At 60.3% G+C, this 22,933-nt stretch carries 30 protein-coding genes; 6 read left to right on the top strand and 24 right to left on the bottom strand.

Going from position 1 to position 22,933, the window contains the following annotated elements:
* Nucleotides 1-22: 22 nt before the first annotated feature.
* The 14 genes from NKH33_RS09655 to NKH33_RS09720 form a co-directional block, all read right to left on the bottom strand.
* Entirely contained in the window at nucleotides 23-1,534 is a 1,512-nt protein-coding gene (locus NKH33_RS09655; RefSeq protein ID WP_352919132.1) for a toprim domain-containing protein, read from the bottom strand.
* Between the two features lie 134 nt (nucleotides 1,535-1,668).
* Nucleotides 1,669-2,043: a DUF7448 domain-containing protein gene (locus NKH33_RS09660; protein ID WP_352704343.1), complete on the bottom strand. Its 375-nt coding sequence runs from the start codon at nucleotides 2,041-2,043 to the stop codon at nucleotides 1,669-1,671.
* 9 nt (nucleotides 2,044-2,052) lie between these two features.
* Nucleotides 2,053-2,202 (bottom strand): hypothetical protein, encoded by a 150-nt coding sequence (locus NKH33_RS09665; RefSeq protein WP_352919134.1) that lies wholly within the window; start codon nucleotides 2,200-2,202, stop codon nucleotides 2,053-2,055.
* Nucleotides 2,199-2,441: a hypothetical protein gene (locus NKH33_RS09670; protein ID WP_352919136.1), complete on the bottom strand. Its 243-nt coding sequence runs from the start codon at nucleotides 2,439-2,441 to the stop codon at nucleotides 2,199-2,201. Before NKH33_RS09670 ends, NKH33_RS09665 begins: the two co-directional genes overlap by 4 nt.
* Nucleotides 2,441-2,707 carry a hypothetical protein gene (locus NKH33_RS09675; protein WP_352704337.1) on the bottom strand — a complete coding sequence of 89 codons (267 nt, stop codon included), beginning with the start codon at nucleotides 2,705-2,707 and terminating at the stop codon, nucleotides 2,441-2,443. Before NKH33_RS09675 ends, NKH33_RS09670 begins: the two co-directional genes overlap by 1 nt.
* A 56-nt stretch (nucleotides 2,708-2,763) precedes the next feature.
* Nucleotides 2,764-3,033, bottom strand: coding sequence for a hypothetical protein (locus NKH33_RS09680; protein WP_352704335.1), 270 nt, complete (start codon nucleotides 3,031-3,033; stop codon nucleotides 2,764-2,766).
* Nucleotides 3,033-3,212 (bottom strand): hypothetical protein, encoded by a 180-nt coding sequence (locus NKH33_RS09685; protein WP_352704334.1) that lies wholly within the window; start codon nucleotides 3,210-3,212, stop codon nucleotides 3,033-3,035. The genes NKH33_RS09680 and NKH33_RS09685 overlap by 1 nt, the downstream gene beginning before the upstream one ends.
* Nucleotides 3,213-3,214: 2 nt before the next feature.
* Entirely contained in the window at nucleotides 3,215-3,448 is a 234-nt protein-coding gene (locus NKH33_RS09690) for a hypothetical protein (protein WP_352704332.1), read from the bottom strand.
* On the bottom strand, nucleotides 3,445-3,906 hold the full coding sequence (locus NKH33_RS09695; protein WP_352704330.1) for a hypothetical protein: 462 nt from the start codon (nucleotides 3,904-3,906) through the stop codon (nucleotides 3,445-3,447). Before NKH33_RS09695 ends, NKH33_RS09690 begins: the two co-directional genes overlap by 4 nt.
* A gap of 30 nt (nucleotides 3,907-3,936) precedes the next feature.
* Entirely contained in the window at nucleotides 3,937-4,752 is an 816-nt protein-coding gene (locus NKH33_RS09700) for a hypothetical protein (protein WP_352919138.1), read from the bottom strand.
* 163 nt (nucleotides 4,753-4,915) lie between these two features.
* Nucleotides 4,916-5,587 carry a hypothetical protein gene (locus NKH33_RS09705; RefSeq protein ID WP_352919140.1) on the bottom strand — a complete coding sequence of 224 codons (672 nt, stop codon included), beginning with the start codon at nucleotides 5,585-5,587 and terminating at the stop codon, nucleotides 4,916-4,918.
* Complete coding sequence (locus NKH33_RS09710; protein WP_352704324.1) at nucleotides 5,584-5,850, bottom strand: hypothetical protein; 267 nt, start codon at nucleotides 5,848-5,850, stop codon at nucleotides 5,584-5,586. Before NKH33_RS09710 ends, NKH33_RS09705 begins: the two co-directional genes overlap by 4 nt.
* 69 nt (nucleotides 5,851-5,919) lie before the next feature.
* Nucleotides 5,920-6,117: a hypothetical protein gene (locus NKH33_RS09715; protein ID WP_352704322.1), complete on the bottom strand. Its 198-nt coding sequence runs from the start codon at nucleotides 6,115-6,117 to the stop codon at nucleotides 5,920-5,922.
* A gap of 76 nt (nucleotides 6,118-6,193) precedes the next feature.
* A complete protein-coding gene (locus tag NKH33_RS09720) occupies nucleotides 6,194-8,716 on the bottom strand; it encodes a DNA-directed RNA polymerase (RefSeq protein WP_352919142.1) in 2,523 nt (840 codons plus the stop codon).
* A gap of 706 nt (nucleotides 8,717-9,422) precedes the next feature.
* Here NKH33_RS09720 and tig point away from each other — a divergent pair.
* From tig to NKH33_RS09745, 5 genes are all read left to right on the top strand, one after another.
* Complete coding sequence (gene tig / locus NKH33_RS09725) at nucleotides 9,423-10,898, top strand: trigger factor (RefSeq protein ID WP_352819182.1); 1,476 nt, start codon at nucleotides 9,423-9,425, stop codon at nucleotides 10,896-10,898.
* A 160-nt stretch (nucleotides 10,899-11,058) separates the two neighbouring features.
* Entirely contained in the window at nucleotides 11,059-11,580 is a 522-nt protein-coding gene (locus tag NKH33_RS09730; RefSeq protein ID WP_352470439.1) for a hypothetical protein, read from the top strand.
* Nucleotides 11,581-11,792: 212 nt separating this feature from the next.
* Nucleotides 11,793-12,146 (top strand): c-type cytochrome, encoded by a 354-nt coding sequence (locus NKH33_RS09735; protein ID WP_502893720.1) that lies wholly within the window; start codon nucleotides 11,793-11,795, stop codon nucleotides 12,144-12,146.
* A 147-nt stretch (nucleotides 12,147-12,293) separates the two neighbouring features.
* Nucleotides 12,294-13,226, top strand: a complete 933-nt coding sequence (locus NKH33_RS09740) for a heme o synthase (protein ID WP_352470441.1) — start codon at nucleotides 12,294-12,296, stop codon at nucleotides 13,224-13,226.
* Between the two features lie 316 nt (nucleotides 13,227-13,542).
* The gene (locus NKH33_RS09745; protein ID WP_023678906.1) at nucleotides 13,543-14,355 is read left to right on the top strand and encodes a DUF2189 domain-containing protein; all 813 of its coding nucleotides are present in this window, start codon (nucleotides 13,543-13,545) and stop codon (nucleotides 14,353-14,355) included.
* Nucleotides 14,356-14,420: 65 nt separating this feature from the next.
* On the opposite strand, the gene NKH33_RS09750 is transcribed toward NKH33_RS09745, so the two are convergent.
* The 10 genes from NKH33_RS09750 to NKH33_RS09795 form a co-directional block, all read right to left on the bottom strand.
* Nucleotides 14,421-14,894 (bottom strand): aminoacyl-tRNA deacylase, encoded by a 474-nt coding sequence (locus NKH33_RS09750; RefSeq protein ID WP_352470443.1) that lies wholly within the window; start codon nucleotides 14,892-14,894, stop codon nucleotides 14,421-14,423.
* A 144-nt stretch (nucleotides 14,895-15,038) separates the two neighbouring features.
* A complete protein-coding gene (locus tag NKH33_RS09755) occupies nucleotides 15,039-15,443 on the bottom strand; it encodes a cytochrome C oxidase subunit IV family protein (protein WP_352470444.1) in 405 nt (134 codons plus the stop codon).
* Nucleotides 15,444-15,453: 10 nt separating this feature from the next.
* On the bottom strand, nucleotides 15,454-16,176 hold the full coding sequence (locus NKH33_RS09760) for a heme-copper oxidase subunit III family protein (protein WP_023678903.1): 723 nt from the start codon (nucleotides 16,174-16,176) through the stop codon (nucleotides 15,454-15,456).
* Between the two features lie 13 nt (nucleotides 16,177-16,189).
* Entirely contained in the window at nucleotides 16,190-16,894 is a 705-nt protein-coding gene (locus tag NKH33_RS09765) for a cytochrome c oxidase subunit 3 (RefSeq protein WP_352539753.1), read from the bottom strand.
* On the bottom strand, nucleotides 16,891-18,660 hold the full coding sequence (ctaD, locus tag NKH33_RS09770; protein ID WP_352470447.1) for a cytochrome c oxidase subunit I: 1,770 nt from the start codon (nucleotides 18,658-18,660) through the stop codon (nucleotides 16,891-16,893). The genes NKH33_RS09765 and ctaD overlap by 4 nt, the downstream gene beginning before the upstream one ends.
* 91 nt (nucleotides 18,661-18,751) lie before the next feature.
* Nucleotides 18,752-19,567, bottom strand: coding sequence for a cytochrome c oxidase subunit II (coxB, locus tag NKH33_RS09775; protein ID WP_352500857.1), 816 nt, complete (start codon nucleotides 19,565-19,567; stop codon nucleotides 18,752-18,754).
* A gap of 59 nt (nucleotides 19,568-19,626) precedes the next feature.
* Nucleotides 19,627-19,815, bottom strand: a complete 189-nt coding sequence (locus NKH33_RS09780; protein ID WP_352567649.1) for a hypothetical protein — start codon at nucleotides 19,813-19,815, stop codon at nucleotides 19,627-19,629.
* 93 nt (nucleotides 19,816-19,908) lie between these two features.
* Nucleotides 19,909-21,255: a PQQ-dependent sugar dehydrogenase gene (locus NKH33_RS09785; protein ID WP_352766775.1), complete on the bottom strand. Its 1,347-nt coding sequence runs from the start codon at nucleotides 21,253-21,255 to the stop codon at nucleotides 19,909-19,911.
* On the bottom strand, nucleotides 21,255-21,704 hold the full coding sequence (locus tag NKH33_RS09790) for a DUF2231 domain-containing protein (protein WP_352919145.1): 450 nt from the start codon (nucleotides 21,702-21,704) through the stop codon (nucleotides 21,255-21,257). The genes NKH33_RS09785 and NKH33_RS09790 overlap by 1 nt, the downstream gene beginning before the upstream one ends.
* 131 nt (nucleotides 21,705-21,835) lie before the next feature.
* On the bottom strand, nucleotides 21,836-22,192 hold the full coding sequence (locus tag NKH33_RS09795) for an SPW repeat protein (protein ID WP_352451366.1): 357 nt from the start codon (nucleotides 22,190-22,192) through the stop codon (nucleotides 21,836-21,838).
* A gap of 492 nt (nucleotides 22,193-22,684) precedes the next feature.
* Between NKH33_RS09795 and NKH33_RS09800 the strand changes: the two genes are divergently transcribed.
* Nucleotides 22,685-22,933, top strand: a 249-nt coding sequence (locus NKH33_RS09800; RefSeq protein ID WP_352470451.1) for a glycosyltransferase, incomplete at its 3' end; no start/stop codon positions are given.

Consider the following 22,933-nt stretch of genomic DNA (forward strand, 5'->3'; position numbering starts at 1 on the left):
TAGGTGTCGTTGGTGTGGTCGTTCAAAACGGTGCGTCGTCTGCGCCGGCCGTCTCGTCCTTGAAGCCGGTCTTCTCGGCGAAGGGATCATCCTCCCGCACGAACAGCCGACCGGTCTCTTGGTCGAAGCCCAGGTTGATGGTCTTGCCTGTGGCGCGGCCCGTGTAGCGATCCTTGAGGATGCGGAAGACTGTGGTGGTGGCGATAATCGGATCTTCGTTCTGCTGGTCTCGTTCGAGGCCGAACATGAAGAAGGACCAGAAGCCGATTGCTCGGGAGCCCTTGAAGTGCCTGATCATGACTCGCCCGCCTTCTTCGTGGGGCTTGCCGTCTGGTGTGGTCAGGTGGGAGACGAAGTGGATGATGATGCCCAGCTCATTGGCGAGCCCGGCCATTTCCTTCATGATCTGCTCCAGGCTGCCACGCTCGTCGCCTGTGTCGGCCATAGCCGTTAGGTGGTCGATGTAGATCAGCTTGAGGCCTAGGGTGACCGCCATGTAGCGGACGTGACCCTTGACGATGTCCCAGTCGGTCTGGCCGAAGTTGTCGTAGAAGAACAGCTTGCCATCCAGCTCGGTCGCGGCGCGGACGAGTTCTTCCTCGGTCCACCCTGCGTCCGGCACATGGAACATCCGGCCGGCCAGCTTGCCAGCAACACGCTTGGCAGTCTCGACGGGCTTCTGTTCGAGGAAGATCGCGCCGACATTCATCTGGAGGTCAGTGATGTCGAAGGCGATCTGCTGCATCAGGAAGTCGGTCTTGCCGATGCCGGTGCCTGCGCCGAAGCCGTAGACCTCGCCCATGCGCCGCCCGTAGGTGTGCTGTGTCAGTTCCTCAATGCACCACTTCAGGCCCCACTCTACCGGCTTCATCAGGTCGCCCATGATGTCGCTGACGCCTACGATGCCGTCCGGTCGGTAGACCTTGGCACCCCAGATCGCGTCGATGGTTTCCTTGATGCGACCCTCCATGAGCATCGCATTGGCGTCCTTGAGGGGCAGTGTGGCGACCTTGAGCTTGCCTGGGGTGAACCCGATCTGGCAGCACTCGGCCGTAGCCTTCTGGCCTGCGTCGTCCTGATCGAACATGAGGATGATCTCCTCGTAGTTCTCCAGCCACGCGAGGTTCTTCTTCAGCGCCCTGGCAGCGCCGTCACAGCCGTTGGGGATCGACACGACAGGCCACTTGTGACCCTGCATCTGGCTGACTGATATCGCGTCCAGCTCGCCTTCGGTGATGACGATTTTCTTGCCACCGTCCCGCCAGAGCCACATGCCGTACAGGCACATGTCTTCCTTGAGACCCTTGGACCTGAAGTCCTTGCCGGCGAACCTGATCTTCTGCCACACGAGTTGCTGTGCGGCGTTGCGGTAGTTGAACAGACGGACGGGGTCGCCGTTGAGCGTCGAGCGGGTGAAGCCCCACTTCTGCGCGCTCTCCAGGTTGATGCCACGGCTCTGCCAATCTGATGGTTCCCCGAGAGCAACAAAGTCCGTCGTCCGCTGCTCCGATGGAGCCTCGGTCTGTGTTTCCAATTCATGTTCTCCGGGTTCGTAGTGCCGACAGCCAAAGCAGTACGCGTGGCCGTCCGTGTATCGGGCTAGGTTGTCCTTCGAGCCGCACTTTGGGCACGGCTCTTTGCGAAGGAACTCGCTCTCGGTTTCGTGCATCAGGCGGTCTGGCGGAAGCTCACGCCTTCGCTGTAGTAGCCGTTGGAGCTACCGAACCATTTGATGTCCACGTGGCCCTTGATGGTGGCGAACTTGTAGAAGGTCCAAGTGAAGCTCTCGGCGTAGTTCTTGGCCTCGAACTCCTCGTCGTCACTGGACACTTCCTCAGCAACCAGAATGGGGTTGCCGACGAGGCTCTGAAGATCGCCCACGACATCGTCGATGGTCACGTTCTCGCAGCAGTCCTGCTCGTGGAACATCACGAACCGGCGACCGTCGTTGGTCTCGAAGGTGATCTCTTCGTCGCCATCCTGATGGACGCGCGAAAGGGTCGCTCCGAGCATGTCGGAGACGTTGGCATATCGGTTGACCACAAGGGCCTCCTATCCGTTGAAGGGGGTGTTCTGGTGCTGCTGGAGCTGGAACTTGACCGTCAGCGGCGAGATCAGGGACTTGCCCTGCTGCCGCCCGGTCACGATGAAGGCCTTGCCGTAGAGGGCGAGGTCGCGCATGAAGCGCTGCTCGAAGGTCAACCGACCTCCTCGACCTTGATGTTGTTGGCGATCATGGTGAGGCGGGTGCTGGCGAGCAGGGTCTGATGGCCGAAGCGCATCATGTTGGCCAGCTCGTAGATGTTGAGGACGTTGGGCTCGACGGCGGCGAACTGAGTGATGTTGTCGGCGAGAGACTTGTCCATCATCTCGCGGATCGTGGTCATCAGACCGTCAGTGGCCTCGTCAGCCAGCTCGAAGGTGGACTTCGCTTTGGCCATCAGACGGACACCTTCACGAGGATGTCGTGATAGTACCAAGCGGTGCATTCCACGCCGTTGACCTTGGTGGGCCGGCAGTGGAACTCGATGGTTGAGACGGTCATCATCTCGTAGTGCATCGGGTGGTTGGGCGAGTGGCGATAGAGGTAGTCGAGGTCAGGTTGGATGGCCATGCGAACGACCGGGCCGTCGCGCGGGTTACGCTTGGTGCTGGGTAGACGTTCGACATACCGCTGGAGATCGCTCAGGGAGATTGAGGCGCGCATCTTGTCTTCCTTGAATGAGGGGAGGTTGGGGACCCCCGAAGGAGCCCCCCGAGGCGTCAGAGCGAGCTGATGCCGGCAGCGATGATCGAGGCGACCGAGGCCAACCATGAGACGACCGCGAAGAACGTGGCTACACGGAAGGTGCGGACGGACTGGATGACCCCGGCAGCGCCCATCATGTTGACCACGTAGGCAACCGAGAGGGCGATGAGGCCGGCGATCACACCGAAGGCCGAGCCGTTAGCCGCCGACAGGGCAATGGCCACGACGACGACGACGATGCCTACGAGCAGGGTGAAGAACTGGTCGATGGTGCGGCCCGACATCAGAGCCAGCCCAGGATTGCGCCGAGGAAACCCACCGGGATGCCGATGATGCGGATGATGCCGCTCGTCGTCAGGGGAGCGTCGGACGAGAACAGGTGGATCACGTCGATCAGGTTGACGACCCAGCCATAGATGAAGGCGACAATGAGAGCGATCTGGAAGAGTGCTGCGGCCTTCATGATCATGCCACCAGCTTGGTGAAGCGCTTCGCGATCTTGGCGGCTTCGTCACGGGCCACGTAGGCCTCGCCCTGGAGCTGTTCCAGAACTTCGATGCGGGCTTCGATCAGAAGGGCCTTGCGGTCCTCGTAGGCGACCACGGCGTTGAGCTGGTCGATGGCCTTGGTGACGCCGGCAATGGCCTTGGCGGTCGAGGGACGCACTGCGCCCATGATGAGGTTCAGAAGGTTCTTCATTTGGTGGCTTTCGCTTTCTTTGGAGTGGCCGTTTTGAGGATGGTTGAATTGGCTTCCGAGCGCCCAGGAGTCGGGGCTTCGTCGATCCAGCATTGGGGGATGGACTTGTCGGCGTATTGGAAGCCGTGGGTGTCGCACCACATGGCGTAGGTGGTGGACGACTGCTTGGAGATGCGGGTGGCAGATCGGGAGAACACGAGCCGGATGTCGAGGCCGGGGTGCTGCTTCTTAATGTGCAGATGCTTCTGCCGGTCGGCCGTAACGAACTGGCCTTTGGTCTCTACGATGATGCCGTTGTCGAGGAGGAAGTCGGGGGTGTATTTCGCCTCCCGAGCGGGCACCTCATAGGTGATCTTGTGGGCCTCGTAGGTGTAGGTGATGCCGAGGGAGTTGAGGTCCCCCGACACCTTGTCTTCGAGCCCAGATCGGAAACCCTTGGCGATGGCGGCTTGCCGCACCGAGGGCTTCCAGCGTGGGTTGGCCAAGGCTTAGAAGTCGCTTTCGCCAGCCGACGAACCACCGGTCTCGGTGCCGCTGTCGCTGTCGTCCGAGGTCTCTTCGTTCTCGCTCTCGTCGTACTCGAAGCCGCCGTCTTCCTCGCCGAAGCCGTGGGAAGCTCCAGAGCGGGAGCCGTTGGAGACGAGGTCGATGAGCTGGACGCCTTCAAGCATCAGCTTCAGGCCACCGGCTGCAGTGCCGGGGATGAAGTAGCCGTCGCCGACTGCGAACGAAATCTTGCCTTCGGTGCCACCCCAGATGTTCGGGAACTTGAAGACCGGGTTGCCGGCCTTGTCCTTCACCTGATGGCCATTCTGCATGACCTTGGTGCCTTTGATCTTCTGGCCCTTGGCGTCATAGAGATCGGGGCGCGACGACCAGAGCTTGCCAGCGCGCGGGCCATTCTTGACTTCGCCCGAGGCCTTCTTGGCCATCTTGAAGGCGACGTTGCCGGTGTCTTCCTCGGTTTCCTTGTCGAAGACCGTCTCGAACAGAGCGTTCATCGCAGGGCCGGTGACGCCCTTCTTCTTGAACTTCTCGCGGGTGCCCTTGTCCAGCTCGGCGAATGCCTTCTCGGCGTTGCGGGTGGCAGCCTCGAACAGCTCGTTGAGCGACGGCTTGCCGCCGAACTTGGTGTCACAGAACGTCTCGGCGTCAGCCAGGGACATCATGACCTTGGTCGAGTATTCGCCATCCGGCTTCGGGAACTTCTCGTTGCCGTAGTCCGGCTCGCTGAGCTTCGGGTAGACGAAGACGACGCGCGGGGTGGTGAACTTCTGGTATTCAGTACGTGCTTCTTTTGCCATGTGCGGAGGAGGTCCTTTATGGGAGGTAATTAGACGAGATGACGGCGTTCAAGGGACGAGACGTCGAACCCTTGATTGGTGAGCTTGGCCCAGAGATCGACCGGGATGGGGTAGCCGCGCCTCCAAGTGAGGATGGCGGCGTGGAGGGCTGGTGTCGGGCGGATCATGCCTCGGCCTTCAGGACCAGATCGAAGGACTTCTCGAAGGAGGAGGTGATCTTGGTGACCTGGGCGTCGATGCCGAGGGTGCCCTTCACGTAGTCGGTGAGGAGCTGGAGGATGGCCTCCGGGGCGACCTTGACCGACTTGATGGGAGCCTGCTTGTTGACCTTCTTGGTGGGTGCGATGTCGTCCATGATGATGAAGTCAGCGCGCCGGCCAGTGATGGGATAGAAGGGGCCAGAATGGCGGGCCTCGAACGCTGCCTTCTTGGCGCGGTCGAACGCTGCCTGATCCCGCAGATACTGCTTGGGGACGACGACGAAGTTGTCAGCATTGAGGGAGCAGCGCTGGGTGCCGATCTTGATGTTGAAGGCGTAGGTCCCGGAGTTGTGGCCGGTGATCTCGCCAACCATGCCGGTCTTGATCCACCAGTAGGAGGGGACGTCGGTGACCATGATGCTGTCGCCGACCTGGGGAGCGGCTGGTGCTGCCTTGACCAGCGTGAAGTATTGAACGAGGCTGGACGCTTGGCCTTTGGCGAAACCCTCGACCTCGATCATGTCCCTGACCTGTCGGACAACGGTCCATTCAGAGCCAACGAGCATCTTCTGGCCAGCGTCGGTGTTGCCGTACGTGATCCGACGGACGCGGTCGCGTTTGTTGAACTTCTTCATGCGATTTCTCCCTTGAGGTATGCGGTGATGGCGCGGAACTCGGCTCGCTTGCCGTCATCGCCGTTGATGAGGTTCTTGGTCGCAGCGAAGGCTTCCTGAGCAGGAATGCCGAGATGAGCTGCCAGTTCGAGGAAGACCGCCGCCGCGCCCATGATCTGGATTTCGGGGCGGAAGTCCTGCAGTCGGTCGAGGACCGTGAGGGAGGCCATTGCCACTTCGCGTGGGCCGGCCATGTTCAGAACGTCGCGGTTAAGCCGGGGCATGTGGGCCTCCTGTCATGGCTCGGGTGATGAGGATGAGGACGATGGCGAGCAGCACTGCTGAGGTGATGCTCATGCGCGGCGCTCGCGGTGGATCGCCTTGCGCTGTTCCTTCTTGCCGAAGTAGCCGTCAGCCTTGAGGCTTTCGATCAGGGTTCGGCGAACCTCGTAGCGCTCCGTCTTCGAAGCTGCTGCAAGGTCGATGGTCACAGAGCCGACGCTTATGTCGTGGCCGGCTGCGCCCATCCTTAGGGTTATATTCCTGCTCATAATGTTCCTTTCGGTTTCGTAGGGCCACTGTTCACCCTAACCTCCGGTTTGTCAGTCGCTCCGTTTTCGGAGACGATTAGGCGAAGAAGAAGTCGCTATTCATGATCTGCCAGAGGTTTAGGTCTCCTGTTTGTGGAAGTTCGGGAAGCTCGTCGATTAGTGACGGGCCGAGGTTCTCGACCAGCTCATCACGGAAGTGGGTGAGGGGACTGGTCTCATACATGCGGACGAAGACCTCGCGGAGCTTCGTCGCCAGTTTGGTTGTGTTGCAGGCGTGGGTGCCGTAGCTGTCGTGGATCATGGCGAAGGACTTGATGCCATCGCCGGCCAGTGCATCGACCGTGAGGATCATGGCCGAGGCGTCTAGGCTATGGACGAAGTTGGGGCTGATCGAGGTGGCCTGCTTCGCTCGGTTGATGTCGTCCGTCTCCTCGTGATTGAGGAGCTGGAGTATCGAGCCGCTGATCTTCGTCTTGATCAGGCGGTGACGGGTGTCCATGTAGCTCTGGTAACCGACGAAGCCTGAGGGTGTCGTCCAGTGGACCGGGAGGTTCTTCTTGGCGATGATCCTTGCGACCTGTTGAAGCCACGCCATGGCCTCTTTGGCCGCGATGACAACGTCACCGATGCTGGACCAGATGATGCTGGACAAGAACCCAATGGCCCGAGGGAGGTCGTCCCCCAGGTTGTGTTCCTGGCCGGCATCGATCCTCTTCTTGATCTCCAGCTCGACGTACTTGACGCACGACCTAGGGGTTCCACCGTAGGGCAGAACCATGACCGGCCGCTTGGTGGTGCTTCTGTCGATCCCGAAGTGAAGCCACTCGTGAGCCCAACGTCGGCGCTCAGCCTCGGTCGGTCCACGCTTCTTCTTGTCGTCTGGGTCAGGTGTCTCCTCAATCGGAAGGTCTCCGGTTGCGGAGGCAATACGGCGCAGTGAGGCTGTCGCTTCCTGGGCGACAACAGCATAGATGTCCTGCGGCTCGTCGGATGGGATCAGGTTGACGGCTGCGCCACCAACACTGTCGAGTAGCATGGCCGAGAAGTGCTGGAGCCCGTTGCAGGACCCGTCGAGAGCGATGGGCAGGCGGTTCCTGTAGGTCGACTGGTTGGTGAGCATCTCCCGATACTCGAAGCAGAACGCGAGGAAGCACCACGGCTTGTCGGCCTCGGTCCACCACAGGTTCGCGAATGGGTCTTTGGCACAGTCACAGATCGCCCTGCCATTGTCGTTGACCCACTTGACGCGGTCGTCGAACTTGACCTTGTCGATGCCGAAGACGTTGGCACCGTGGATCATGAGCCAGCGCGGCCCATCTTCCTCGCCAAGCGGGAGACCCTCGTCGAACATGATGAGACCTTTGACGTTATCAGGTCCCTGTGGGTTGAGCCCGAGCGGGACCGGATAGGCGCGGCCACGGAAGTCGAGGTTGTGCGGGAAGAACAGGGGATCACCCTTGAACTTCTCGGCCAGTTCGATGAGCTGCTCCTGGGCGAGGCGATCCTGGGCGCGCTGGAGGTTGGCCTTGTAGACGTCCCGAGCCTTCCACTTCCATTCACGGAGGATGTCAGGGTTGGTGTCGATGCCCTCTGGTCGCTCAGGCATGTCTATGTCACGCCGGGGAATGAGCCCAGCCAAGTCCGAGCCGGCCGCGATGAACTGCTTCATCACGTCGAGGATGCGGTCGTTGATCGCCCAGCCCGTCTTCTGGATGGCGTTCAGGCCACCATAGACGGCCCCCAGGTGTGCTTCCTTGAGCAACGCAATCTGCCCAGGTCGAGCCCGACGAACGAGTTGGAGCGGGCGCACTGCCTCGGTATGGTAGCCGCCACCTGAGAGGCTGTCCCAATCCTTCGGCGGGATCACGGTTGGCATGTAGTAGGGCTGCAGAAGCTCGCCCTTCATGATGGACTTGCCAATCCAGTCGGTGACCTTGGACGTCATCGAGACTAGGTACTGCTCGCGGTAGGGTCCGCTGAAGGTGGCCTGTGTTAGCTCGATGGTCGCGAGGCCGGTCTGCTCACAGAAGACCTCGACCAGCTTGGAGCCGAGGAGGATCATTTCCTGCTTCGACCAGCGGTCCCAAGGGATGTCGTACTTGCCCATGGAATAGTTCAGGACCACACGCTTGTGCTGCTCGGTAGCTCCGTCGTCGGACAGTCCCTTGGTGATCTTGGTGAACAGCTTTGGGTTCTGCTTGGCGAACTCCTCGAACCGGGCTTCGCCCTCGACCGCGATGGCCACGAGCCGAGACACCCCGATCAGGGTGGCCGAGCTGCGGTGCATGAGGCGGCTTAGGATGGCCCGAGCGGCGAGGTAGGCGACAACCTGGGGGTCCATGTGGCGGATCAGCCTAGCGGCCACCGCCTTGGGGCCAGGACGGCCGGCGTAGACGTCATCCACGAAGGTGCGGATAGCGGTCGACATAGGGCCGATGACCTGCTGCATGAGGTGGGTGCCGGTCTTGATCTCGGAGCCACGCTCAGCCTCCACTTCCTTCTTAACGTAGGAGTGGTAGCGCGCTGTGCCGAGGCCGGTCATTTCGATCTCCAGCTCGGCTTGGCGGATCGACGGGTTCACTGAGACGTGCGCGTTCAATAGCTTCTCCTAATATGGCTGCGGCCAACGTTCGGGCAGCCCGCTCGGCGGCGGGTGCATCCATTATGAGTTGGTAGAGGATCAGCTTGACGTCCCGGTAGGGCAGGCCGCTGATCTTTGCGAGGACGTGGACGCCCTTCCTGTTCTCCATGTGTTCTCCTGCTATGTCACCATGCCACAACTTCCGTGCCACAAGAGCGCTGGGTCACCAAATCTACTCCGCAAACGGAGACGACCGGCTCAGGGCTCGAAAGCAGGGCTGAACGGCATGAATTACAACGGTTTTGGGGGGTAGCTCCGGTAGCGGATTTGGTTAGGGGTGGAACCTAAATCCAGGGCGTCTACCAATTCCGCCACATCCGCATTGCCCGGCCAATCCCATGTAGCCATCATTCTGTCAATGTCAGAGCCCACATCGGCATCATTGGCCGGAATGCAAAGATGGTTGAAAATCAGCGTCGCCTGTGACAAAAGGCGTGTCGAATGTGACGGGACGCGACGATCCGCTTCTGCAGAATGTGATAAGAAGTAGGAAAAACAAAGACTTATTCACATTTTGGAGCGTATTTCTGGAGGATTTGTGCCGCGTTGAGCGGACAGATCGCCAAGTCCCGCACCAAAAGCCATTCCCGGCAAGATCATACCGGCAGGCTGTAAACGGCAGGGGCCGTTTGACGGCCTCATTGGTGGAAACAAAGGTTTTATGATGCAGGTCACCGAAACGCTCAACTCCGGTCTCAAGCGCGAGATCAAGATCACCGTGCCGGCCGGTGACATGGAAGCCAAGCTGATGGCGCGGCTCTCCGATGCCAGGAACAAGGTCCGCATCAACGGCTTCCGCCCCGGCAAGGTGCCGGTGCAGCATCTGCGCAAGGTCTACGGCAAGTCGTTCATGGCCGAAGTGGTCAACGAGATCCTCAATGATTCGACCCGTTCGATCATCACCGGGCGCGGCGAAAAGGCCGCCATGCAGCCCGAAGTGATCATGACCGAGGACGAGAAGGAAGCCGAGAAGATCCTGGCAGGCGGTGCCGATTTCGAGTTCCGTCTGAACTATGAGGTCATTCCGCCGATCGAGATCAAGGATTTCTCCGACATCAAGGTGACGCGCCAGGTGTTCGACGTGCCGGATGAAGAGATCGACGAGCAGGTCAAGCGTGTCGCTGAATCCGCCCGCACTTACGAGCCGAAAACCGGCAAGGCCGCCGAAGGCGATCGCGTGACCATCGATTATGTCGGCAAGATCGACGGCGAAGCCTTCGGCGGCGGCGCAGGCACGGATCAGCCGCTGGTGCTCGGCTCGAAGGAATTCATCCCCGGCTTCGAGGACCAGCTGGTCGGCAGCAAGGCCGGCGACGAGAAGCAGGTCACGGTTACCTTCCCGGAAAACTACCAGGGGGCGCATCTGGCCGGCAAGGAAGCCACTTTTGACGTGACGGTCAAGGAAGTGTCGAAGCCCGGCGCGCTTGAGATCAACGACGAGATGGCCAAAAATCTCGGCCTTGAATCGCTGGAGCGCCTGCGCGAGGTGGTGCGCGGTCAGATCGAGAACCAGTTCGGCTCGATAACGCGCCAGAAAGTCAAGCGGCAGTTGCTCGACCAGCTCGACGCTGCCTACTCGTTCGAGGCGCCGTCCAAGCTAGTCGAGGCCGAGTTCAACAACATCTGGAACCAGGTCAATCGCGATCTCGAAGCTGCCGGGCGGACCTTTGCCGACGAAGAGACGACGGAAGAAGAAGCGCGTGCAGAATACATGCGGCTTGCCGAGCGCCGCGTGCGTCTCGGCCTGGTTCTCGCCGAAATCGGCGAGAAGGCCGGCGTCACGGTGACGGACGAGGAATTGCAGCGCGGCCTGTTCGAGCAGGTGCGTCGCTATCCGGCCAACCAGCAGCAGGAGGCCTTCGAATTCTATCGCAACAATCCCGAAGCGCTGAACACGTTGCGCGCGCCGATGTTCGAAGAGAAGGTGGTCGACCATCTGCTCGGCCAGATTTCGGTCACCGACGTCAAGGTCAGCAAGGAAGAGCTGCTGGCCGACGAGGAGGATACGGATACAACCAAGGCCAAGCCGGCGAAGAAGGCGGCTGCGAAAAAAGCGGACACCAAGAAGGCCGACGACGACGCTGAAGAGCCGAAGAAAAAGGCCGCGCCGAAGAAGAAGGCCGCCAAGGACGCTGAATAACGTCCCTGCTGAATTCCGAAAGGCCGCCTTCTCGAGGCGGCCTTTTTCGTTGTGGCACAGACGCAACGGATTTCACGCATCTGGCGCTCGAGGTAGCGATATGAAGCTTTGATGATTATCTGCGCTGGGTTGCTGACCGCAGCGGTTGTTGGAGGCATCGTTGAGACAGTTCTTCGGTATCGGAAGCGTGGCGGCGGCGTTCCTGCTTGCGTCGGTCTGTGGCATTGCCCAGGCTGATACGGTTCTCGACAACTGGCGGTTCGACAAGAGCAGCGATGGCCTTGTCACCGCCTCGCTTTATGCGACCAACAAGCTCATCACCGGCGGCGGCGCATTGAGCTACAGCCCGGTTTTGACGATCGCGTGCCGGACCGCCGGCGAACCGCGTTGGAGCGAATGGCTGCAGCTGAGCGACACCGTTTCCGCCAGCCGAACCATCGCCATGTCGGTGACTGTCGGCCAATCCGGCAAGCTCAACGAAAGCTGGTCGGTCGGCCCGCGCAGCAGGATGCTGGTCCGCGACGGTGCCGACGGCATCAGGCGACTGATTGCCGCGGACCGGCTGCTGCTGTCCTGGCGGTTCGGGCTGCTGTCGGGGCGCGGCAAAGCCGAGTTTGACCTCACCGGAGTTGAAGAGGCGATCGGCCGGATCGCCGCCAGCTGCAACACCAAATTGCCTTGAGCAGATTGTCCGCATTAAACCTTGGCACGGCCGAACTCTATCTGCCGGCCGGGTTCCGTGGTATGTAGGTGCCGCAACCCCAGGCAGTGGATATCCGTTCTGCCATTCAAGAGCGCATGCCAGCGGACTAAATGTCGGCCTGTGCAGGTCAGCCAGGGCAAATTGGCGATCAGGGAGGAAATGCCATGCGTGCCTTTGTGTTTTTTGTCATCATGTCCGTCGCCACCGTCATTGCCGGCCCCTCGCGGGCACAGGATGCCGCGGCGGGTGAGAAGGTCTTCGCCAAATGCAAGGTCTGCCATATCGCGGACAAGGATCAGAACAAGGTCGGCCCGTCCTTGAACGGCGTCATCGGCCGAACGGCCGGGACGCATCCGGGGTTCAGCTATTCCAAGGCCATGACCGAGGCTGGCAAGTCCGGCGTCAAATGGGATGAGGCCACGCTGACGACCTACCTTCACGATCCCAAGGCGATGGTCAAAGGAACCAAGATGGCATTCCCCGGCCTCAAGAAGGACGAGGACGTCGCCAATGTCATTGCTTATCTGAAGCAATTCTCCAAATAGCCCGGCTCTTCCGCCGGATCTTGGTATAGCAAACAGGTCGAGGCATAGCCTCGGCCGCAATCTGCCGGCAGTGTCGGTGGGGAGGGCGACTCGTTGCAAAAAAGACATTGGCCGGCTAGGCTGCCATTCCCATCGGTGGTCGTCTGAATGTCGACTGAAGAAAGCCGTCTCAAGGATACCGGCATCCGCCTCTCGGAGGCGACGGCGGGTGATTTCTTTGCGCTTTTGAAACCACGCGTCATGGCACTTGCCGTGTTTACGGCCTTCGTCGGCCTGATGATGGCGCCCGGCGTGATGAATCCAGTTATCGCCTTAATTGCCATCGGCGCAATCGCGGTTGGAGCGGGAGCCGCCGGCGCGCTCAATATGTGGTACGACGCAGACATAGACGCCTTGATGTCTCGCACGTCCAAGCGACCGATTCCGTCCGGTCGCGTCACGCCTGGCGAAGCTCTCAGCTTCGGTCTGGTGCTTTCCGCACTGTCGGTCATGACGCTCGGCGTGCTGGTGGGGTGGCTCGCCGCATCGTTGTTGGCGTTCACCATCTTTTTCTATGTCGTTATCTACACGATGTGGCTGAAGCGCTCGACGCCACAGAATATCGTCATAGGCGGCGCGGCAGGCGCCCTTCCTCCGGTGATCGGGTGGGTTGCTGCAACCGGCGCAATCGGCATTGAAAGTCTCATCCTGTTTCTGATCATTTTCCTCTGGACGCCGCCTCATTTCTGGGCGCTGGCCCTTTTCAAGGTCGGTGACTATGCCGCGGCTGGGGTCCCGATGATGCCGAATGTGGCCGGCCAGCACTCGACCAGAAAACAAATCTTCGCCTATTCACTGCTCTTGGCGCCAATCGGCGTGCTCCCTTGGGGTTTCGGCTTCGCGAGCGGATATTACGGCACTGCTTCAGCCGCGTTGGGTGCAGGTTTCATTTGGCAGGCCTGGAAGGTTCTCGTCGCCGACAAGGAGATGAAGCCGGCAAAGGCGCTGTTTGCGTATTCGATTGTCTATCTTTTCGCAATATTTGCAGCGTTGCTTGCCGACACCATTGTAATGCGAGTGATCGCTTCAGCCGACTATTGACCCCGGCTCAAAACATCACATTGGCAGAGCACAAAATCCAAGCAACAGCAGAATAACGACGCCAAGGCCGAGTATGAGAACTGTCCTTCCGTCCATGACCTTCACCTTCGACTAGAAGAGCATATCGGAGAACGGCGTCCGTAGCTAGTCAGGCTACCCGGGACCTCTTACTCCCGGGCCTTCCTACAAAGCGCGACAAGTCCCCCGCATGAGAGTATATTGATCATGGTGCAGGTCGCGGTTTGCGTGGGCCAATCATGCGGAACGGCAGCACCGTAAAACGCGACCTTACCGGACCTGGTCTGGAGGAATGGTCATGGCAAGCTTTCACGTAATAGCAGGCGCCAGCGAGACGCTGGAACACACCAGAATTCGAAAAATCGGTGTCTCCGATCTTTTTGATGCGCTCAGGCGTGGCGTCGATGATTTCATGGTCAAGCCGTCGCACATCGTTTTTCTCTGCCTGATCTATCCGATTGCGGGTGTCGTGCTTGCTGTCTGGACATCAGGTAACAACACGCTGCCATTGCTGTTTCCGCTTGTGTCCGGCTTTGCACTGATTGGTCCGTTCGCGGCGATCGGCCTCTATGAGATCAGCCGGCGACGGGAAGCCGGGCTCGACGCCTCGTGGAGGCACGCCTTTGAGGTCAGGAGTTCTCCAGCACTGCCGGCTATTGCAGCGGTCGGCGTCATGCTGCTTGCGATCTTCATCGCCTGGCTTTTGACGGCCCAGATATTCTACCAGACCCTGTTCGGCCCGGCGCCGCCGCAATCGCTGTCCAGTTTCATCAGTGAAATATTTGCCACGGGACGCGGCTGGACGCTCATCATCTTGGGTCACGCCATCGGCTTCGTGTTCGCCGCGGTTGTGTTGTGCACCACGGTCGTCGCATTCCCGTTGTTGCTCGACCGCGATGTCGGCGCCTACGAAGCCATCCACACCTCGGTGCGCGTTGTCCTGGCCAACCCGATCGTGATGGCCGTGTGGGGCCTTATCGTCGCCGTCGCCCTGATCGTCGGCTCGCTGCCAGTGTTCGCCGGGTTGGCAGTCGTGCTGCCGATCCTTGGTCATGCGACCTGGCATGTCTATCGGAAAGTTGTGGAATCGCCGCCGGCCACCAGACCGTGAGCTGAAAAAAACCAGCCCTGCGCGCACCGGTGAAAGTGCCGGTGCGGGCAGGTGGGGCAGAGCTTTCAATAGGCCGGGTGGCTGAAACGGGCCTGGCGCGCGTCCTTTGTCAGGTCGCGAAAATCCCTGCCGCTCACATGCACCAGCGTCCTATGATCACCGCCCTCGAAATAGATTTCGGGAGCGTCGCCGAGGCTTTCATCGAGGACCACTGGCACATCATAGGCAGCGCCGATCGGTGGCACAGCGCCGACATCGCAATCGCCGAACAACGAGACCACCTCGTCTTCGGAGGCAAGTCCAAGAGGCTTCTCCATGACATCCTGCAATGTCGCGAGTTCTATCCTGTGCGTGCTTGGAACCACGGCGAGCGCGTAGCCACGGTCGTGGTGAACGACCACCGATTTGGCCATTATGCTGCCAGGCACATGTGCCGCAATGGCGGATTGTCTGCTTGTCGCCGTGCGGTGATGCTCGACGGTGTCGTAGGAAATTCCTTTCCTATCGATGAAGTCCTTCAGTCTGGTTGCGATGGTCATCTTGGGCGCCCCTTGCTGGTGTTCGCGACGCATGTGGAAACGCCGGCATCGCCTGTCGTTTCCGATACCAACAGAAATGGACCAGTCGTGGATTGTTTCAAGGCGAAGGCTCCAGGACCGGACGGCCCGGATCCGGATTGTATGTCAGGGCCCGGCTCCGAAAAACGCCATTCGGGTGAGAAGCGTGTAGTCCGCTTCGAAGACCATCATCGTCACGAACACCAGAACCAGCACCGGCGGCAGGATAATTGCATATGCCAGTGCCAGCCGTTCCCAGGCCATGTGCATGAAGATGGCGACGATCAGTCCTGCCTTGAGGATCATGAAGATCAGGATCAGCGACCATCTGAGATAGCCGTGGAGACCGAAATAGTCGACCAGATAGGAGCAGGTGCTGAGGATGAACAACCACGCCCAGACCACCAGATAGAGCTTGATCGGGTGCTCCTGATGAACCTCCGCCGGGGTAACGCCGGTCGTCGTCGCATCATGGGTACGGGCGCTGTCCAGTGCGTGTTGTCCCAGGCCGTTTGCGGTTGCTTCAGCCATGTCCTGCCTCTCACCAAAGATAGAAAAATGCGAAAATGAACACCCAGACCAGGTCGACGAAATGCCAGTAAAGCCCCATGATTTCGACGTTCTCGTAGCGGCCCCTTCGGCTGGTGAAGAAGCCGGGCCGTCCGACATCGTAATCCCCGCGCCAGACCTTTCGCGCCACGATGATCAGGAAGATCACCCCGATCGTCACGTGCGTGCCGTGGAAGCCGGTGATCATGAAAAAGGATGCGCCGAACTGGGCAGCGCCCCAGGGATTGCCCCAAGGCCGCACGCCCTCGGTGATCAGCTTGGTCCATTCGAAGGCCTGCATGCCGACGAAGGTCGCGCCGAGTGCTGCGGTCAAGAGCATCAGCACTGCCGTCTTGCGGCGGTCGCGGCGGTAGCCGAAATTGACCGCCATGGCCATCGTTCCGCTGCTCGAGATCAGCACGAAGGTCATGATGGCGATAAGGATCAGTGGAATGTCGGAGCCACCGATGCGCAGGGCGAAGACCTCGCTCGGATTGGGCCACGGCACACGTGTTGAGATACGCGCGGTCATGTAGGAGAGCAGGAAGCAGCCGAAGATGAACGTGTCGCTGAGCAGGAAGATCCACATCATGGCCTTGCCCCAGGACACGTTTTTGAACGCCCGCTGATCCGAGGACCAGTCGGCGGCGATGCCTTGCCAGCCTGCGGGCCGCGGCTCTGTTCGGCCGATGTGGGCCAGTGTCGTCTCTGCCATCCGCCCGTTCCTCCTAGGTCAGCAACCCTCGGCAAATGTCGATTAAAGTCGAAGCCCAGCCGGCCAGAAGCGCAAAGATGGCGAGCCAGACGAAAAGCAGGAAATGCCAATACATGGCGCACAGCTCGACACTGAGGCGAAGCCGCTGCGGCTGCGCTCCGTTCCAGGCGCCGACGCTCGTTCTGCCCAGCCCGACCAGTCCTCCCAGTATATGCAGGCCATGCATTCCCGTTAGCAGGTAGAAGAAGCTGTTGGCCGGATTGGATGCCAGAAAATAGCCATCCGCACTCAGTTCCCGCCATGCCACAAGCTGTCCAATCAGGAAGACGAGCGCCGTGAGTCCAGCGGTGGCGAGGCCGAGCCTGACCATGTCCACTTGACCCTTGCGCGCCGCGAGCGAAGCGCACTGTATCGCGATGCTGCTCAAGACCAGTACGCCGGTGTTAAGCCAGAGCAGGGGCGGGATGGGCAGCGGCCGCCAATCCGACAGTGCCATGCGCATGAAGTAAGCACTGGTGAACAGCGCGAACAGGCAGCCGACGACGGCAAGGAAGACGCCGAGACCGATCTTTGCGGTCGGCAGCGCCGATCGGTCCAGAGCGACAAAATCCCCGGTCATACCTTGCTCGAGCCACGGCTTCGTCATTAGCCGCTGATGGGAAAGCCACCACCCGGCAATACCGGCGATCACGAGCAGGAAGACCAGGATTACGCTCATGCCGGCTCCCTGGAGGGCGCGAAGGAGCCCGGAACGTTTTGCGGTATGAAGTCCTCCTTGGCTCCCGGTACGCTGTAGTCATAGGCCCAGCGATAGACGATCGGCAGATCCTTGCCGAAATTGCCGTGGGCGGGCGGTGTTTCGGGCGTCTGCCACTCGAGCGTCGTTGCCCGCCACGGATTGCCGCCAGCCTCACGGCCATGGCGGATGCTCCAGATGAGATTGAACAGAAACACAATCTGAGCAAAACCGACTATAAAAGCCATGATGCTGATAAACGAGTTCAGGTGGTGGGCCGATTCCGTCATGATCGTCATGTCGGTCAATTCGTTGTACCGCCGCGGCACGCCCATCAAGCCGAGATAGTGCATGGGAAAGAAGATCAGATAGGCGCCGAGGAAGGTGACCCAGAAATGGAACCGGCCCAGTGTCTCGTTCAGCATCCGGCCGGTGACCTTCGGATACCAGTGATAGATCGCGCCGAAGATTACGATGATCGGGGCAACCCCCATGACCATATGGAAATGGGCGACGACGAACATCGTGTCCGACAGCGGAACGTCGACGACGACATTGCCAAGAAATAGCCCAGTCAACCCGCCATTGACGAAGGTGACGATGAAGGCCAAGGCAAAAAGCATCGGTATGGTGAGGTGGATGTCGCCGCGCCACAGCGTCAGCACCCAATTGTAGACCTTGATGGCTGTTGGGACAGCGATGATCAATGTCGTTGTGGCGAAGAAAAAGCCGAAATAGGGATGCATGCCACTGACATACATGTGGTGCGCCCAGACCACGAAGCTCAGCGCGCCGATGCCGACGATGGCCCAGACCATCATGCGGTAGCCGAAGATGTTCTTGCGCGCATGGGTGCTGATCAGGTCGGATACGATGCCGAAGGCCGGAAGCGCCACGATGTAGACTTCCGGATGGCCGAAGAACCAGAACAGATGCTGGAACAGGATCGGGCTGCCGCCGCCGTGCTGCAACTGTTCGCCCATCTCGACAATCGCCGGCATGAAGAAGCTGGTGCCGAGCGCCCGGTCGAGCAGCATCATCACGCAGGCGACGAACAGCGCCGGGAAGGCGAGCAGCGCCATGACGGTGGCGGTGAAAATACCCCAGACAGTAAGCGGAAGGCGCATCAGCGTCATGCCGCGCGTGCGCCCCTGCAGCACCGTCACGACATAGTTCAAGCCGCCCATGGTAAAGCCGACGATGAACAGGATCAGCGAGACAAGCATCAGGATGATGCCCCAGTCCTGGCCGCCTGGCGTACCGGTCATGATCGCCTGCGGCGGATAGAGCGTCCAGCCGGCACCCGTCGGTCCGCCGGGCGCAAAGAAGCTCGACACCAGGACCAGCACGGCGAGCAGATAGATCCAGTAGCTCAGCATGTTGACATAGGGAAAGACCATGTCGCGAGCACCAACCATCAACGGGATCAGATAGTTGCCGAAGCCGCCCAGGAAGAGTGCCGTGAGCAGGTAGATCACCATGATCATGCCGTGCATGGTGATGAACTGGTAGTAGGCTTCCGGGGTGATGAAGTCGAATGTGCCGGGGAAGCCGAGTTGCAGCCGCATCAGCCAGGATAGCACCAGCGCGACCATGCCGATCGCTGTCGCCGTCGCCGAATACTGGATGGCGATGACCTTGGCGTCCTGCGAGAAAACGTATTTCGTCCACCAGCTGTGCGGATGGTAGAGTTCCATTTCCGCGACTTCGGCCGGCGGTACCGCATCTGCAGGTGTGATATCGACCATAGGAACACCTCCGTGCCCTTCTCGGCCAGCCCGACAGTTCGGACTTGCCGCATTAACTTCAATCCCGACGGCGCGCCGTCGTTCCGGTTTCCTACTCTGCCGAGCCCATCTGCTGGGGCGCGGACAGCTGCGCAAAAGTCTGCTGCTGGCCAAGCCACGCCAGATAGTCTTCCTGAGTATCGACCATGACCACGCCATGCATCATCGGATGTCCCTGGCCGCAGAGTTCGGCACACAGGACCTGGAAGGTTCCGGTCTTGGTAGGAGTGAACCAGAAATAGGTGACCGAGCCCGGGATCATGTCCATCTTGGCGCGGAATTCCGGCACGTAGAAATCGTGCAGCACATCGATCGAGCGGAGCAGCATCTTGACCGGTTTGCCTACCGGGAGGTGCAGGTCGGCCGCTTCCACTACGACATCGTCCTGACCGTTGGCATCGGTGGCGATGACGCCGAGTGGATTTTCAGCGTTGACGTCGCGAGTGTCGGATGTGCCGAGCTTGCCGTCCTTGCCGGGGAGGCGGAAACTCCATTGCCACTGCTGGCCGACGACTTCGACCTCGGTTGCGTCGCTTGGAACGGTAACGAACCGGCTCCAGACGAACAGGCCTGGAACGAGCAAAGCGGTGACACCAACCGCGGTGACGACCGTCAGCCAGGATTCGAGCCGCCTGTTCTCAGGTTCGTATGCCGCCTGATTGCCTTCCCGATGACGGAAGCGGAAGACGCAATAGGCCATGAAAAGAACCACGGCGGCGAAGACGACACCGGTGATCCAGAAAGTTATGATGATGGTGTTGTCGATATAGTCCCAGTTCGAGGCAATCGGCGTCCACCACCATGGGCTCAGGAAGTGGAACAACACCGAGCCCACGACTATCAGAACGAGTACAAGCGCAACGGCCATGTCCCGGTTCCTCCCGGTATTCCAAGCGGCGCAAGCCGTCCCGGGAAATACCAAGTGCATCATAACTTGATTTGCGATGAAAATTCTAGAGCCGGCTGTGGGAAGGGCAAAAATACCATTTCGCGGCGCTGGCGGTCCTTCGGTTCGGCGGTGATCAGCGGCAGGCCCTCATCTATTTCCAGCTCACCCGCCCGATGCGGCCACGCGGCAAACATCGTCAGCGTGGAGTAGCCGGCAATGGCGGGCACGCCGAATGCGCCTAGCAGAACCACCGGAACGGCGATCGTCGGGGATCCCTCCACCTGCTCGACCGACAGCTCGACGAAGGGAGTGGAGCCACTTTATTGGCCGGCAGATGTCACCCGCCAAACTGTGTTGCCGACGTCGTCGGCGATGAGCAGGGCCCCGGTTTTGTCGACAGCCAGGCCGACAGGCCGGCCGCGCGCCTTGTTGTCCTTGTCCAGGAAGTCAGTCACCACGTCGGTAGCGACGCCGCTCGGACGGCCGCCGCTGAATGGTACGAAAACTACCTTGTAGCCATTGAAGCGCGTGCGGTTCCAGCTGCCATGCTCGCCAACGAAGGCGCCGCCGCGATATGCCTCGGGAAGGCTGGTTGCCGCATAGAAGGCCAGCCCCAGAGGGGCGACGTGGGAACTCAGTGCATAATCCGGAACGATCGCTTTTGCGACCAGGTCCGGACGTTGGGGCATGACGCGGGGATCGAGATGCTGGCCGTAATAGCTGTATGGCCATCCGTAGAAGCCGCCATCCTTTACCGAGGTCAGATAATCCGGCACGAGATTGGGGCCGAGCTCGTCGCGTTCATTGATCACTGCCCAGAGCGCCCCGGTCTGCGGCTCCCAGCTCAGGCCGTTTGGATTGCGCAAACCGCTGGCGAAAATGCGCGACCGGCCGGTGGCCCTGTCTACCTGCCAGATGGCGGCGCGGTTCTTCTCCGCCTCGATGCCGTTTTCGGCGACGTTGCTGTTCGAGCCGATGCCGACATAGAGCAGCGAGCCGTCGGGGCTTGCCACCAGGCTCTTCGTCCAATGGTGGTCGATCGGGCCGCCGGGCAGGGCGGTTAGCGGCGTCCCGGGCGCGGTGATCTTTGTGTCACCGGTGTTGTAGGGATAGCGGACGATGGAGTCGGTATTGGCGACGTAGAGATCGCTTCCCACCAGCGCCACGCCAAAGGGGGAGCTCAGGTGGTCGAGGAATACGCTGGTCAGCTCCGGCTTGCCATCGCCATCGGCGTCGCGCAGCAGCGTAATGCGGTTGCTTGGGCCGCTGTCGCCGCCCGAGGTGACCCAGGATTCGATCCAGCCCATCACCAAATCCTTGGGCCGTTTGATCGGTTCGCCACCCGGCGCCTTGGACTCGACCACCAGCACGTCGCCATTGGGCAGCACATAAAGCGACCGCGGATGCTGCAAGCCGTGGGCAAAAGCCTGGATCTGCAGCCCCTGCGCGACTGTCGGCTTCTCATCGCTCTTCCATCCGACCACGGAAGCGAGATGCATCGGCGGGAAGAAATATTGGATCGGCTCCGGCAGTTTTGGATTCGGCCCTATCTGACTGCTGGGATCCGGGTCGTTGCCGCTGCACGCTGCAAGAGTGATCGCCGCAGTGCAAACGAGGACGGACACCGCGATGCGCCTGGTCTGACCGATGGAGCTTGCTATGCGCATCAATCCGCGACTCCGACGTGATGCCGGTACACCATGGACCAGCCCAGCCAACCAGTGAAGATGAGGACGAGCATGACAACCGCCGAGAGGATCAAGCCTGTAGGAACGATGGAGGTCCATGCATCGCGGGTGTGCACGAGCATGTTGATGATGGATAACGCCAGCGCCAGAAGATTGCCGAGCACGTGCGGCCAGGCGGGGGGCTGTGCCCTTATCAGCGGATTGGCCAGGAAATCGATCAGCCCCGCGATCGCTGCCAGGCAGCCCATGATCACGCCGACGGTAACCAGCCAAGCGGAGAAGTCAGCCCACATCATCTCCGCTGTTCGCCAATAGGCTAGATCCGTCAGCAGGGTGCCGACGAAGCAGGCGATCGGAAATGGCACGAGCATCGGATGAATAGGATGTCCCGCAATCCTGGCCGTCGAACGCGGATTGTCACCGACCATAATGCGCCATCCTTCCTATTCTCGTCCAAACAAACGCCGCCTACCCGGCCTCCGGCGGCTGTTGCCGAGAGACCGGCAGACGACCGATAGATCCGTCAGGCCCAAAAAAGGGCGCTGGCTGGCTGCGCCTGTTAGGCGGCGGACTGGGTCGGCGGGTTCTGATACATCATCCAGAGCTCGATCGCCGCCAGCACGGCGACCAGAATGCCGATCACGACATGCACGGTCATCGCCGTGGTCGCCTGGAATCCAAGCACCCAGGGCGATGCGAGAACCCACAGTCCGACGACCAGGTTCACCCACTCTTCCCACACGGCAAATGCTGCGAGGGCGGCAACCGAAAGCACGACAATCAAGATTCCGCTGCCGAGGGCGTTCTGCGTCTGCGGGCCTGCCGCAAAGGTGAAGATCCAGGGGGAGAAGAACAGAATTGCCCCAAGGATCAGGTTGGCTACGTCACAGAGCCTGGCGTTTGTCCACTGGTTCATGGCATCCTCCATAGGGAGCGTTTATGGCTCCCGAGTTCGGCAAGGTGGTGCCTGAGTTCGGCGAGATGCGCCCGAAGCCGCTCACTCCGTGTCACGGTAGTGCCCTGCCCGGCTGGAATTCCGCATCTGGCGGTACTCCAGCCAAATCCGGCTATCTAACTGAATTCCGGGCTTTATGTTCCATTCGGCACCGGCACGCCTGGATCACTTGGTGGTGATCGAGCGATCCAAAGCTGCCTGTCAGGGGGCGGCGGGGCGGCGGCGCGTAGCTCATTCTGTCTTTTTATCGAGCCGGTGAAACATTTCTCATGGATCGCAGTTCTTGGATGCAGAGGAGTTGAATAAGGGCAACCTGATTGCACGGGAGGAGCACGGACGGCACAACTATAAATACGCTCTGCATAGAATACTTCGCAACTGGAAGCTCTCGCTTGTCTTGGTTGCCGCCGAAGCTGTTTGAAAGGCGGCGATCGCCGCCGAAAAGATTTCTAAATGAAAATAGCCCAGATCGCACCGCTAACCGAATCCGTGCCGCCCCGAACCTACGGTGGAACGGAGCGAATTGTTTCGTATCTGACCGAAGAACTTGTCCGACAGGGCCACGAGGTGACGCTGTTCGCCAGCGCCGATTCTCGTACCTCAGCCGAGCTGGTGCGGTGTTGCGACGTCGCGCTGCGCCTGAACCCCAGGGTCCAGGACGGTGGTCCGCACCATGTTATGATGCTTGAACGGGTGCGCCGG

It is taken from the genome of Mesorhizobium sp. M1182 (genome assembly GCF_040318335.1).
Taxonomy (GTDB): Bacteria; Pseudomonadota; Alphaproteobacteria; order Rhizobiales; family Rhizobiaceae; genus Mesorhizobium.

Coding starts and splice junctions, on each gene's coding strand:
- NKH33_RS09670 (WP_352919136.1), bottom strand. CDS start 2,441: ATGGCCAAAGCGAAGTCCACCTTCGAGCTGGCTGACGAGGCCACTGAC.
- NKH33_RS09675 (WP_352704337.1), bottom strand. CDS start 2,707: ATGCGCGCCTCAATCTCCCTGAGCGATCTCCAGCGGTATGTCGAACGT.
- NKH33_RS09680 (WP_352704335.1), bottom strand. CDS start 3,033: ATGTCGGGCCGCACCATCGACCAGTTCTTCACCCTGCTCGTAGGCATC.
- NKH33_RS09685 (WP_352704334.1), bottom strand. CDS start 3,212: ATGAAGGCCGCAGCACTCTTCCAGATCGCTCTCATTGTCGCCTTCATC.
- NKH33_RS09690 (WP_352704332.1), bottom strand. CDS start 3,448: ATGAAGAACCTTCTGAACCTCATCATGGGCGCAGTGCGTCCCTCGACC.
- NKH33_RS09700 (WP_352919138.1), bottom strand. CDS start 4,752: ATGGCAAAAGAAGCACGTACTGAATACCAGAAGTTCACCACCCCGCGC.
- NKH33_RS09705 (WP_352919140.1), bottom strand. CDS start 5,587: ATGAAGAAGTTCAACAAACGCGACCGCGTCCGTCGGATCACGTACGGC.
- NKH33_RS09710 (WP_352704324.1), bottom strand. CDS start 5,850: ATGCCCCGGCTTAACCGCGACGTTCTGAACATGGCCGGCCCACGCGAA.
- NKH33_RS09715 (WP_352704322.1), bottom strand. CDS start 6,117: ATGAGCAGGAATATAACCCTAAGGATGGGCGCAGCCGGCCACGACATA.
- tig (WP_352819182.1), top strand. CDS start 9,423: ATGCAGGTCACCGAAACGCTCAACTCCGGTCTCAAGCGCGAGATCAAG.
- NKH33_RS09735 (WP_502893720.1), top strand. CDS start 11,793: ATGTCCGTCGCCACCGTCATTGCCGGCCCCTCGCGGGCACAGGATGCC.
- NKH33_RS09740 (WP_352470441.1), top strand. CDS start 12,294: ATGTCGACTGAAGAAAGCCGTCTCAAGGATACCGGCATCCGCCTCTCG.
- NKH33_RS09745 (WP_023678906.1), top strand. CDS start 13,543: ATGGCAAGCTTTCACGTAATAGCAGGCGCCAGCGAGACGCTGGAACAC.
- NKH33_RS09750 (WP_352470443.1), bottom strand. CDS start 14,894: ATGACCATCGCAACCAGACTGAAGGACTTCATCGATAGGAAAGGAATT.
- NKH33_RS09755 (WP_352470444.1), bottom strand. CDS start 15,443: ATGGCTGAAGCAACCGCAAACGGCCTGGGACAACACGCACTGGACAGC.
- NKH33_RS09760 (WP_023678903.1), bottom strand. CDS start 16,176: ATGGCAGAGACGACACTGGCCCACATCGGCCGAACAGAGCCGCGGCCC.
- NKH33_RS09765 (WP_352539753.1), bottom strand. CDS start 16,894: ATGAGCGTAATCCTGGTCTTCCTGCTCGTGATCGCCGGTATTGCCGGG.
- ctaD (WP_352470447.1), bottom strand. CDS start 18,660: ATGGTCGATATCACACCTGCAGATGCGGTACCGCCGGCCGAAGTCGCG.
- coxB (WP_352500857.1), bottom strand. CDS start 19,567: ATGGCCGTTGCGCTTGTACTCGTTCTGATAGTCGTGGGCTCGGTGTTG.
- NKH33_RS09785 (WP_352766775.1), bottom strand. CDS start 21,255: ATGCGCATAGCAAGCTCCATCGGTCAGACCAGGCGCATCGCGGTGTCC.
- NKH33_RS09790 (WP_352919145.1), bottom strand. CDS start 21,704: ATGGTCGGTGACAATCCGCGTTCGACGGCCAGGATTGCGGGACATCCT.
- NKH33_RS09795 (WP_352451366.1), bottom strand. CDS start 22,192: ATGAACCAGTGGACAAACGCCAGGCTCTGTGACGTAGCCAACCTGATC.